The organism is Stenotrophomonas sp. ATs4, from assembly GCF_051861585.1.
GTDB classification, from domain to species: Bacteria; Pseudomonadota; Gammaproteobacteria; order Xanthomonadales; family Xanthomonadaceae; genus Stenotrophomonas; species Stenotrophomonas maltophilia_AS.
This window is the reverse complement of sequence record NZ_JBLYPK010000005.1, coordinates 76260-88478: the sequence shown is the minus strand read 5'-3', so window position 1 is coordinate 88478 and position 12219 is coordinate 76260. Positions and strand designations below refer to the sequence as shown.

Below are 12219 nucleotides of genomic sequence, written 5' to 3'. Positions count from 1 at the left end.
ACGCAAACGGAATTACTTGAACCGGTAACCGACAGTCACACTGTAACCACGACCGAAGATGGTCGCGTAGTCACTGGAGTCACCCAGGAAGCTGTTCGGATCGTAGAACGGCAGGCGATCGAACAGGTTCTTGACGGTGAAGCTCAGGTTCCACGCATCATCCGGACGCCAGGTGACGCTCATGTTGGCGGTCCACCACGACGGTGCACCATCGCACTTGCTCTTCTGCAGGGCCAGGTAGCCGCCGGTGCAGGTTTCCTTGTTGTTGCTCACCTCATCAACCTGATCGGTGGCCCACTTGGTGCCACCCACGTAGTTGACGAACATGCTGGTGGTGACCTGCTTGTAGGTCCAGTCGGCATTGAGCGTGGCACGCAGGCGCGGGTTGTTGTAGTAGCCCACCACGTCGCCGTAGAACCAGCCGTTGGCTTCATCCATGTAGAAGCGGTTGCGGTTGGCGATGGTGGCGGCCAGGCCGATGTTCAGGTTGCCCCAGTCACCCAGCGAGAAGCGGCTGCGCGCATCGATGTCGAAGCCGTCGATCAGGGTCTTGCCGCGGTTCTTGTACTGGCCTACCACGCTGGCCACGTTGCCGGCGGAGTAGCCCGGCAGCGTCGACGGGCAGTTCACGCCGCTGGCCGCATCGGTGCACATCGCCGCCAGCTGCGCCAGGTTGGCGCGATCGCTGTCGGTGATCGGCGAGCGCGACATCGAGATGATGTCTTCCATGCGGCGGTAGTCCGGCGCGACGATTTCATTGTCGCGGTAGATGAACCAGTAGTCGGCCGACACCGACAGCCAGGTCGCCGGCTCGTAGACGAAGCCGAGGGTGGCGATCTTCGCCTTCTCCGGCTTCAGATCCTTATTCGGCTGGGTCATGCGCGCCACGGTGCGACTGCAATCGACGTTCAGCATGTTCTTGCCCAGATCGACATCCCCCGGCCGCTGCGACTTCAGCAGCAGGTTGGCAATGGCGTTGGTCTCGTTGCAGCGCAGCTCGTCGCGGAAGCCACCCAGCTGGGCGAACACGCCACCGTTGCCAGATTCGGCCAGGCTCGGTGCACGGAAACCGGTCGAGTAGGTTCCGCGCAGCATCAGCTGGTCGAACGCCTGGTACTTGAAGCCGATCTTCGGGGCGACGTTGGCACTGAAGTTCGGGTACTTGTCCACGCGCACCGCCGCATCCAGTTCCAGCTTGTCGGTGATCGGTGCCACGGTCTCGGCGAACAGCGCGTAGGTGTTGCGCTTGCCGTCGAACCAGGAGCCGCCCTGCTGGGAGATCAGGCCGTTGGCCGCATCGGCGTTGCCCGGGGTGTAGAAGGTTTCGCGGCTGGCATTGAAGCCGAACGCGGCGCGCATTTCACCGGCCGGCAGCTGGAACAGCGGGCCTTCGATCTTGCCGTCCAGGGTGTGCAGGCGGGTCCACGACTGGATGTCGAAGGTCGGGAACGCTTCACGGATCAATGCGGCGTTGGCGTCGCTGATTTCGCCGAACTTGTACGCCGGGTGGTCGGAGATGATCACGCGGCCGGTGGTCGGATCGACCGAGTACGGGCCGAACGCCTTCTCGAAGCCCTTGATGTTGACGTTGATCGTCTGGTACGTGGTGGAGTGGGTGCCGGCACTGGCGAAGGCAGTCTCCCAGTTCCAGTCACCCCGGTTGCCACGCGCACCGGCCAGCACGCGGTAGCTCTTGTCGGTGTTGCGCTGGCCGAAGTAGTTCTGGCCCGCATCCTGCAGCAGGTAGTTCAGGCCCACCACACCGCCCATCATCGCCTTCATTTCCGGGCTGGCGTGGTTGTACTCGTTGTTCGGGCCAAGGAACGGGTACAGGAACTGGTTGACGTTGTTGCCGGTGTTGCGCGAGAACCAGCTGGTCGGGTTGCCAGTGGTGGTGCCGTAGGTGCGCGGCGTACCGCCGTTGGCGCGCAGGTCGATGTCGGTGTAGGTCGCCTCGGCGAAGATCTCGGTGCTGTCACCGACCAGGAAGGTGCCGTTGAGGTAGGCGGTGTTGCGTTCGGACTTGGCGCCGGCGTCAACCTCGTTGTTCATCCAGGTTTCCCAGACGCAACGCGGGCCGGCCGCTTCGCTGGTCAGCACGTTCTTGCAGCCCGGTGCAGCTTCCTGCACGCGGCGGCCGGTGACCGGATCGAAGGCGAAGTAGCTGCCCGGGTTGAACTCGCCCGGCTTGCTGCCTACGCCCAGGCGCAGGTTGTTAAGGTAGTTCGGGTTGTTGACGTAGTACTGGTCGGGTCGCTTGTCATAGAAATCGGCCAGTGGAATCGCGTCGCGGCGGTACATGTTCACCGCGCCGTAGATGTTGAAGCGGTTCTCGGTCAGGTCACCGAAGCCGGCGGTGATGCTGGCCTGGCGCTCGCCGTAGGAGTCGATGCGCGAGGAGGTGTCGTTGGTGAAGCTGACTTCGGCACCCTGGAAGTTGCGCTTGGTGATCACGTTGATCACGCCGGCCACCGCGTCGGTGCCGTACACCGCCGAGGCGCCGTCGGTCAGCACTTCCATGCGCTCGATGGCTGCAGCTGGGATCGCGTCGATGTTGACGAACTGGGTCTGGAAGCCGGCCGGTGCACCGTAGTACGACAGGCGGCGACCGTTCAGCAGCACCAGCGTGCCCTGCGCGCCCAGACCGCGCAGGTTGGCCTGCGAAGCACCGTCGGAACCGGTGAACAGCGAACGTGCATCCTGCTGCGCCGGGCGGGCGGCCGGCAGGTTGTCGAGCACCTGCAGCAGCGTGCGCGCACCCATGTTCTGGATGTCCTGCTTGCTGATCACCTGCACCGGCGATGCGGTTTCAACGTCGGTGCGGCGGATGTTGGAGCCGGTGACCTCGATGCGGGCCAGGTCGGTGGCCTTGTCCTTGCTCTCCTGGGCGAAGGCAGGAACGGCGACCGACAGCAGCGCGCCGGCAATGGCCAGCGTCAGCGGAGCGATCGTACGACAGGGGGGGCGGTGGTGGCGTGCGGGCAACATCGGGGTTCTCTCCTGGCAGGGGTGCGGCGCAAAAAGTGAGCGCGTGGGCGTTCGGCGGGCAAAACGCTCCCGGGCCACGGCCCCCACAGTCGTGGTGAAGCCGTAGTCGGAATGGGCGGGGGGAGGAGCGGTGTTACGAGGGGGTCATGGGGCGACGATGCTGGCGGAGTCGCCCTCCTGGCCGATCAGCACGGCATTGGCCCAGTTGGCACAGACCTGGGCGGGTTGGCTGCCCTGCGCACCCAGCGTGCGCAGGCTCAGGGCGGAAAGGCCACGGATGTCCAGCTCCGGCTTGACCACGCCGGGCGCCTTCACCAGGCCGCTGTCGTACAGCAGGCGGTTGTCACCCCAGACCTGGAACTGCAGGCCACCGGCGGTGCGGCAGGCGTCGTCGATGCCGAGGTCGGCGCGCAGCAGGTGCCAGCCGCCCTGCAGGCGCAGGTCGATGCGGCTGTTGGCACCGACGCCCAGGCCACGGCGGAACTGCAGTCCGTTCATGCGCATGCCGGCGTCGCCGCTGAAGGCCTTGTCGGCTCGCACCTGGCTGGCCAGCGCGGCCGGCACCGGCAGCTCGGAGAGATAGCGCTGCCGGGCCGGTCGCTCCGGTTCCTGGTGTTCAAGAATGTGGAAGGTGGACAGCGCGATCGGGCCGACGTCGCGCGGCTGCAGCGCATCGAAGGCGCGGGCGCTGCCCTGTGCGGCCGTGACCATCGGGTCGGTGCTGCTGGCGCCGTCGCCTTCGGGGTTCTGCACGCTCAGCACGCGGAAGCGCAGCAGGCGGCCGGCGTGGGCCGGGAAGTCGATGCGCTGCACGCCTTCCTTCAGCTGCAGGCGGCCACGCGCGATCGGCTCACCCCACTCGCCGTTGCTGTCGCCCAGGTAGACCTCGTAGTCGCGTACCTGGCCGTGCTTCCAGTTCTTGTCGTTGCGCGGTGCAATGTCGATGCCGTCGATCATCTTCCGCTCGCCGAAGCCGATCACCCACTCGTGCGCTCCGGTGCGCACGGCCTGGTTGCGCACGCTGCGGAACCAGGTGGCCGGATCATCGTCGAAGGCATTTTCCAGTGCATGGCCGGGTTCTTCGGCCGGGCGGTTGACCACCAGCAGGCTGTCGGCCGGCAGTTCGCGGCCCAGCACCGGCGCGGCCGGATAGGCATCGTCGGCGACCGCCGCAGCCACCGCGAAGTCCAGCTGCAGCTGCAGCGGCTGGCGGATGTCCTGGGTGGCGGTGCGCACGTGCAGCGTGCCACGGCGTTCCTTGGCATCGAAGTACCAGCCTTCGCTGGCGCCGTTGAAGGCGGCGGCATCGGCCAACGCGGGCAGCGCGCGGCCACCGGCCTGCACCACACGCGGCGCCTGCCGGCTGAGCACGCGCAGGCCATAGCGACGCTGCGCCAGCTGGCCGTTGTACTGGCCCTGCACCGCATCGATCTGCACCTGCACCGGGCCACTACCCTGCACCGGCGCCTGCACGGTGATCTTCTGCGTGCTCGACTCGCCCTGCTGGTAGCGGCGCGTGTTGCCATCGTCTTCGTACAGCGTGTACTGCGACTCGCCCTGCGGGTACAGGTCGAAGGTCACCTCATCGAGGGGTTTCTCGCCGTCAAACAGCATCGACGGGTACATCGGCAGGATGGCACCGGCGCGCACGAACACCGGCAGCGTGGCCAGGTCCACCTGGCGGTCGAGCTGGCGGCCATCGGCAGCGGCCTGCACGCAGCGGCCATCCCAGTAGTCGATCCAGCCGCCGGCCGGCAGGTGGATGTCGCGACGCCAGCCACGGCTGGCCGCCTGGCTGCGGTATACCGGCGCCACCAGCAGATCGCGGCCGAGCAGGAACTGGTACTTGTAGGTTTCATCCTGCGCATGCGGATCGCGCGGGTTGTCCCACATCAGGCCACGCACCGGCGGCGCGCCGGTCTGTGCAGCCTCGTGCACCAGGCCGTACATGTACGGGGTCAGGCGCATCTTCAACTTCAGGTAATCGCGGTTGATGCTGCGGTAGGGCTCGTCGTACCACCACGGGTGCTTGCGTGCGTTCGACGACCAGCCGCTCATGCCCATCAGCACCGGGGTGAACGCCTTCCACTGCAGGTCGCGGGTGAAGGTTTCGGCGCTGCCGCCGAAGATCGCATCGACATCGCCGCTGGCGTAGGCCATGCCGGACAGGCCCGAACCGACCAGGGTCGGCACGTGCCAGCGGATGTAATCCCAGCTGCTGCTCTGGTCGCCGGTCCAGGCCACCGCATAGCGCTGGATGCCGGCCCAGCCCATCACCGTCCACAGGAACGGGCGCGAATCGGAATTGTCGAGGATGCCGTTGAATGCCTGGCGGTTGGCATCCATCGCGAACTGGTAGCCCTTGCCGGTCCAGGCCACGTCCAGCTTCTGCACGCGACTGCCGGCCTTGCCCACTTCCCAGGCGATCTTGTCAACGCCGTTCTCGGTCCACAGACCGGTGCGGAAACCGTACTTGGCCAGGCCCTGCACGGTTTCCGGCAGTTTCTTGTAGCCACAGCCGTAGCCATCGTTGGGCAGGATCCAGCCACCGGGCATGTCGTGGGCGCGGTACTGCTTGGCCACGCTGTCGATCACATCGGGCGTGGTGCCGGTCGGGCCATCGCTCCAGCCTTCGGGCACGGTGCCGGGCTTCTTGCTGTTGTCGCCATCGTTGTAGCAATCAGCATCGCCGTAGGACAGCGCCCAGCGCGCGACCATGTTGGGGCGGCCGGTCAGCTGGGTGTAGCGCTCGATCAGCTTCGGCAGGTCGGCGCCCACGAAGTAGTACGCATCGAAGCGGTCTTCGCGGTGCAGCAGCGTGGCCTGGTCGGCCTCGCGCAGATCGTAGCTGCCATCGCTCCACGTGTTGCGCAGCATGCCCCAGCCACGGCTGCTCAGCAGCATCGGCGCCGGGCTGGGGCGGTCGCCTTCTTCCCAGCCGCCGGAATAGGACACTTCCAGCTCGCGGCCCTTGAACTGGTAACGGCCGTTCTGCTGGCCGCCACCGAAGTAGCCTTCATCGGCCTGCGAGGACAGTACCTGCACGCTCTGCGCGGCATCCAGGTCCAGCGGCTGCAGTTCCTGCCACAGCGCAGTGGGCTGGCCGTTGTCCAGGCGTTCCAGGCGCATGCGCAGCGGCTGCCGCTGTACATGCAGCACCAGTGCCTCGGTGCGTACGCGGATTTCCTGTGCATCTTCTTCCAGCTGCGCCTGCACGTTCGCCTTGGGCTGCGGCAGCACGATCGGTGCAGCCTTGTCGCCGGCACCGGTCAGCGTGCCGTTGCGGCCGGCCTGCACGCGGATGATGTCGGTGGCCGGCAGTTCGATGCGGATGCGCGCGCCCTCGTCGGTCTGCAGGTCCCAGCCCTGCACGCCGTCGCGGCTGGCGCTGGCGGTAACCGAACGCAGGTTGCCGACCGGCTCGGCCCGGGCCGGCATGGACGCCAGCATCAATGCCGGCAACAGGGCCAGCATCAGCGGCGAGCGACGAACGCAGATTTCCACACGGACTCCCAACCCGTTCACCGGGCGTTTCGAAAGCGGTTGGGCCGACTCTAGGGCAGCGATTCGAAAGATGTCAACAAATTGAAAGAAAAAAGGAAGATATATTCCATTGAAACGAAAGTTGTTGCGTTGCAATACTTTGTGTAAACGCTTGCAGCCGCCTGTTAAGCATTGTGCGATACGGCATTTAGCCCTTCCTTTCGTTTTCCTGGGCACCTCGCAGCGGGAAAACCCGCCCCGCCATTTTCTTTCTTTTTACTTTCGATGTTTGACATTTCGAAAGAAAACGCAGATGGTGCGCTGGCCCAACTGGAACCTCTGAATGGACGTCACCCTGCTTTCCGATGTGTCCGCCTGGCAGCGCCTTGGCGGAGCCGATACCGCTACCGAAATCGCCCAGCAGCCTGCGCTGTGGGACGCCCTCGCACAGGACCTGTCGCGTGCCCGCGACCGCCTGCAGGCCTTCCTCGGCGACAGCCTCAACGATCCCAACCAGCGGGTGCTGTTCACCGGCGCCGGCAGCTCCGGCTTCATCGCCGAAATGGTGGCCGACGCGATCAACGCGCAGTGGCCGGCCGATGTGCGCGTTGTGCACACCACCAGCCTGCTGACCCACCCGGCGCTGTACCTGCAGCGCGACCGCCCGACCCTGCTGGTCTCGTTCGGCCGCAGCGGTTCCAGCCCGGAAAGCGTGGCGGCAGTGGACCGCGTGCGCAGCGACGTGGATGACGCGCGCTTCCTCGACATCACCTGCAACGCCGATGGCGAACTGGCCCGTCGTGGCGCCGGCCGTGCCGATACCTGCACCCTGCTGATGCCGTCGGCCAGCTGTGATCGCGCCTTCGCCATGACCAGCAGCCTGACCTGCATGCTGCTGGCCGCACTGACCGTGTTCGATCGTTCGCCATGGGATGCGCGCGTGGCGCGCCTGAAACAGATCGCCGCGCTGGCCCGCGAAGGCCAGGCGCAGTGGGATGCACCGGTGGCGGCGCTGGCGCAGCGCCCGTTCAACCGCATCATCTACCTCGGCAGCGGCCCGCTGGAAGCGCTGGCACGCGAGTGCGCGCTGAAGGTGCTGGAACTGACCGCCGGCCGCGTGCTGGCGCTGGCCAACACCCCGCTGGGCTTCCGTCATGGCCCGAAGTCGACGCTGGATGGCAACACCCTGGTGGTGGTGCTGCGCAGCGTGCAGCCGCTGGCGCGCCGCTACGAACAGGACCTGCTGGAAGAACTGCGCCGCGACGGCGTGGCCGGCCAGGTACTGGCGATCGGCCCGCATTCGGACATTGGCGCCGATGACGAATACACCCTCATCGTGCCGGCACTGGACGATCCGTGGCTGGCGCCGGTGTGGCTGGGCTTCGCGCAGCTGTTCGCGCTGCAGCGCTCGGCCGCGCTTGGCCTGACCCCGGACAACCCGTTCCCGGACGGCACCGTCAACCGCGTCGTCAAGGGCGTCACCATCCACCATGGCTGAGCTGATCGCCCACGCCTGCTACGGCATCGACATCGGCGGCACCAAGATAGAGCTGGTGGCGTGCGATGCGGCGATGCAGGTCACCTGGCGCCGCCGCGTGGGCACCCCGCAGGGGGACTACGACGGCTTCCTGCAGGCGGTGGTCGCGCTGGTGGCCGAGGCGGACGCCACGCTCGGACGCAGCGATGCGGCCATCGGCATCGCCCTGCCCGGCGTGCGTGACCGCCGCAGCGGCCGCCAGCTCAGCGCAAACGTGCCTGCACTGACCGGCCAATGCGTGGCGCAGGATCTGCAGGCCCGCCTGCAGCGTCCGTTGCACTTCGGCAACGATCTGCAGTGTTTTGCTTTGTCTGAAGCACACGGCGGTGCCGCCGACGGCTACCCCAGCATGTTCGGCGCCATCCTCGGCACCGGTGCCGGCGGTGGTTTCTGCCTGCAGGGCCGGCTGCTGTCCGGCTTCAACGGCCTGGCCGGCGAATGGGGCCACTGGAGCGTGCCCGGCCATCTGCTGCAGCGGCACGGCCTGCCGCTGCTGGACTGCGGCTGCGGCCTGCAGGGCTGCGTGGAGCGCTATGTGTCCGGCAGCGGTGTAGCGATGATCGAACGCCATCTCGGTGGCAGCGCCACCGACGCCAGCGCAGTGATCGCACTGGCCGAAGCCGGCGATGCGCGTGCGCGCAAGGCGCTGGACATCCATCGCGATCTGCTTGGCCACAGTCTGGCCGCGCTGGTGCTGGCGCTGGACCCGCACGTGATCGTGCTCGGCGGCGGCCTTTCCCAGTATGCGCCGCTGTACCAGCAGCTGCCGGCAGCCATTGCCGCGCATCTGTTCAACGGTGTGCAGGTACCGCCCATCGTGCCGCCGCGCTTCGGCGATGCCGGTGGCGCACGTGGTGCCGCCCTGCTCGCCTGCCAACCCTCGTTTTCCTGATTGACCGGAGCCTGACCATGTCCCCGTTGCAGACCCTGCTTGCCTCCCACCGCGCCGGTGCCAACGTCGGCCTGTACAGCGTCTGCTGCAGCAACGAGCAGGTGCTGCGCGCGGCCATGCACGTGGCGCTGGCACATGGCACCGTGCTGCTGATCGAGGCGACCTCCAACCAGGTCGACCAGTTCGGCGGCTACACCGGCATGACCCCGCCGCAGTACCGCGATTACGTCGGTACCCTGGCCGACGAAGAAGGCTTCCCGCGCGAGCGGCTGATCCTGGGTGGCGACCACCTCGGCCCGAATGCCTGGCAGAAGCGCCCGGCCGCCGAAGCGATGACCCACGCCCGCGTGCTGATCGAAGCCTACGTCGCGGCCGGTTTCCACAAGATCCATCTGGACTGCAGCATGTCCTGCGCGGATGACCCGGTGCCGCTGCCCGATGCCATCGTCGCCGCGCGTTCGGCCGAGCTGGCTGAAATCGCCGAGCGCACCGCCGGCGAACATGGCTTGCCGCCGCCGGTCTACGTGATCGGTACCGAAGTACCGATTCCCGGCGGCGAAGCCTCGCTTGCAGAGGGCCTGCAGGTGACCACGCCGGCCGCCGCCGCGCAGACCCTGGCCATCCACCAGCAGGCGTTCGACACGCCGCAGCTGCGCGATGCGTGGCAGCGCGTGATCGCGATGGTGGTGCAGCCGGGCGTGGACTTCGATCACAGCAGCGTGCACGAATACGACGCGGCCGCTGCCAGCACGCTGGCCGGCTTCCTCGAACAGCAGCCGCGCATCGTGTTCGAAGCGCACTCCACCGACTACCAGCGCGAAAGCGGCCTGCATGCGCTGGTGCGCGACCACTTCGCCATCCTCAAGGTCGGCCCGGCGGCCACCTTCGCCTACCGCGAAGCGCTGTTCGCGCTGGCCGCGATCGAGGCCGAGCTGCTGCCGGCCGCGCAGTGCTCGCGCCTGCCGCAGGTGCTGGACGAGGTGATGGTGGCGCAGCCGAAGTACTGGCAGTCCTACTACCAGGGCGATGATGCCGCGCTGCGCCTGCTGCGCAGCTACTCCTTCAGCGACCGTTGCCGCTACTACTGGGGCGAGCCGGCGCTGCTGCAGGCGGTGCAGACCCTGTTCGCCAATCTGGAACAGCATGCGCCGCCGCTGGTGCTGCTCAGCCAGTACCTGCCCGAGCAGTACCGCGCCGTGCGCGAAGGCAGCCTGGCCAACACCCCCACCGCACTGGTGCAGCACCGTATCGGCCTGTGCCTGGGCGAGTACGCCCGCGCCTGCAGCGCCAACCAGGCCGGAACCCGCACGCAGAACGCAGGCTCGGCTGCCGGCGTTCCTGCGAACGGCTAATCTCTACCTTTTCCCGCGAAACCGAGAATGGCCATGCGCAACACCCGCTCCCGTCGGCAACAGATCCTGCAGCTGCTGATCGAGCACGGCTCGGTGCAGGTGGCCGATCTGGTCGAGCGCTTCGGCGTGTCGGCGGTGACCATCCGTGCCGACCTGACCCACTTCGAGTCGCAGGGCCTGGCCAACCGAACCCATGGCGGCGCCACGCTGGTACGTACGCCGCCGCAGGAACAGGACATCCATGAAAAGGATGCGCTGAACCTTCCGCTGAAAGAATCGATCGGCGCGCGCGCCGCGCGCCTGGTGCAGCCCGGCGACAACATCATCATCGACTCCGGCTCGACCACGATGACGCTTGCACGCCATCTGCGCGCGCATCGCGACGTGACGGTGATGACCAACGGCCTGAACATTGCCTGGGAACTGGCCAATGCAGGGGGCATCACCGTGCTGCTGACCGGCGGCCTGCTGCGCCAGCAGTCGCTGTCGCTGCAGGGCAGCCAGGCCGAAGCCAGCCTCAACTCGTACAGCTTCGACACCCTGTTCCTGGGCGTGGATGGTCTGGACCTGCAGTTCGGGCTGACCACCCATGACGAGGCCGAAGCCCGCCTCAATCATCGCATGGTCGAACGCGCGCGCCGCATCGTAGTGCTGACCGACGCCTCCAAGTTCGGCCGCGTCAGCCTGCACCGCATCGCACTCCTCGATCAGATCCACGCCATCATCACCGACGCCGGCATCGACGACGCAACCCGTGAAGGGCTGCAGCGGTTGGGCATTGAAGTGATCATCGCCGAGCCCGCCGCATGACCGACACCCGTTCCCTGCAGGGCCGCATCCTCACTCCACTGGGTTGGCGGCGTGGCACTGTCCACTTCGATTCGCACGTGCGCCAGCTGCAGGTTGACGACCACAGCGGCGCTGATGATCTACAGCTGCCGGTGATCCTGCCCGGCTTCATCGACCTGCACGTGCACGGTGCGGCCGGCGTGGATCTGATGCAGGGCGGCGAGGTGGCACGCACCATCGCCCGGACCCATCTTCGCTTCGGTACCACCACGCTGCTGGCCACCACCATGACCGCCGGGCTGGACGAGATCGAGCACGCGCTGCAGGGTGTGGCCGCCACCATGGCTGCGCCCGATGCCGAGGCCGCCTGCATCGCCGGCGTGCATCTGGAAGGGCCGTTCATCAGCCCGCAGCGGCTGGGCGCACAACCCAACCGCACGATCGAGGCGACGCTGGCGCTGGTGCAGCGGCTGCACGCGCTGGCACCGATCCGGGTGATGACGCTGGCGCCGGAAATCGGCGAACACACCGCGCTGATTCCCGCGCTTTCGGCAATGGGCATCCGCGTGCAGCTGGGCCACAGCGCCGGTACCTACGAAGAGGGTGTTGCTGCGCTGCAGGCGGGTGCGTCCGGCTTCACCCATCTGTTCAATGGCATGACCGGCGTCGATCACTATCGCCCGGGCATTGCGGCGGCGGCACTGGCGCATGCGCAGTACGCCGAGATCATTCCTGACCTGCAGCACATCCATCCCGGCGTGATCCGCTTGGCCGCGCGCGCGATTCCACGCCTCTACGCGGTGACCGACGCCACCGCCGCCACCGGCATGCCCGATGGCGAGTACGCCCTGGGCGAACAGCGCGTGCACAAGTGCGGCGGCTGCGTGCGCCTGGCGACCGGTTCGCTGGCCGGCAGCGCGCTGACCATGGACCAGGCGCTGCGCAATCTGGTGCGTGTGGGCCTGGAGCTGGCCGATGCCTCGCAGCGCGTGTCCACCTTCCCCGCCGATTACCTGGGCCTGGATGATCGCGGCCGCATTGCGCCCGACGCCCGTGCCGACCTGGTAGTGCTGGATGCGGAACTGCGCTTGCAGCAGGTGGTGGTGGGCGGGCGCGTAGTCGATTTGTAGAGTCGAGCCATGCTCGACTCACCGCGCAGCGCGCGGTGCGGGGAACCT

7 protein-coding genes are annotated in these 12219 nt (G+C 67.1%); 5 read left to right on the top strand and 2 right to left on the bottom strand.

Going from position 1 to position 12219, the window contains the following annotated elements:
• Window positions 1-12 precede the first annotated feature (12 nt).
• Both ABR323_RS10340 and ABR323_RS10335 read right to left on the bottom strand, forming a co-directional pair.
• Complete coding sequence (locus tag ABR323_RS10340; RefSeq protein WP_439449230.1) at window positions 13-2988, bottom strand: TonB-dependent receptor domain-containing protein; 2976 nt, start codon at window positions 2986-2988, stop codon at window positions 13-15.
• Between the two features lie 144 nt (window positions 2989-3132).
• The gene (locus ABR323_RS10335; protein WP_439449426.1) at window positions 3133-6492 is read right to left on the bottom strand and encodes a TIM-barrel domain-containing protein; all 3360 of its coding nucleotides are present in this window, start codon (window positions 6490-6492) and stop codon (window positions 3133-3135) included.
• A 322-nt stretch (window positions 6493-6814) separates the two neighbouring features.
• Between ABR323_RS10335 and ABR323_RS10330 the strand changes: the two genes are divergently transcribed.
• Genes ABR323_RS10330 through nagA form a run of 5 tightly spaced genes read left to right on the top strand, consistent with a single transcriptional unit; the run spans window position 6815 to window position 12171 of the window.
• Entirely contained in the window at window positions 6815-7969 is a 1155-nt protein-coding gene (locus tag ABR323_RS10330) for an SIS domain-containing protein (protein WP_439449229.1), read from the top strand.
• Window positions 7962-8900 (top strand): ROK family protein, encoded by a 939-nt coding sequence (locus tag ABR323_RS10325; protein ID WP_135275440.1) that lies wholly within the window; start codon window positions 7962-7964, stop codon window positions 8898-8900. Before ABR323_RS10330 ends, ABR323_RS10325 begins: the two co-directional genes overlap by 8 nt.
• 17 nt (window positions 8901-8917) lie before the next feature.
• Window positions 8918-10252: a D-tagatose-bisphosphate aldolase, class II, non-catalytic subunit gene (locus ABR323_RS10320; protein ID WP_439449228.1), complete on the top strand. Its 1335-nt coding sequence runs from the start codon at window positions 8918-8920 to the stop codon at window positions 10250-10252.
• 33 nt (window positions 10253-10285) lie between these two features.
• Window positions 10286-11062, top strand: a complete 777-nt coding sequence (locus tag ABR323_RS10315) for a DeoR family transcriptional regulator (protein ID WP_135275442.1) — start codon at window positions 10286-10288, stop codon at window positions 11060-11062.
• Complete coding sequence (gene nagA / locus ABR323_RS10310; RefSeq protein ID WP_439449227.1) at window positions 11059-12171, top strand: N-acetylglucosamine-6-phosphate deacetylase; 1113 nt, start codon at window positions 11059-11061, stop codon at window positions 12169-12171. The genes ABR323_RS10315 and nagA overlap by 4 nt, the downstream gene beginning before the upstream one ends.
• Window positions 12172-12219: the final 48 nt, after the last annotated feature.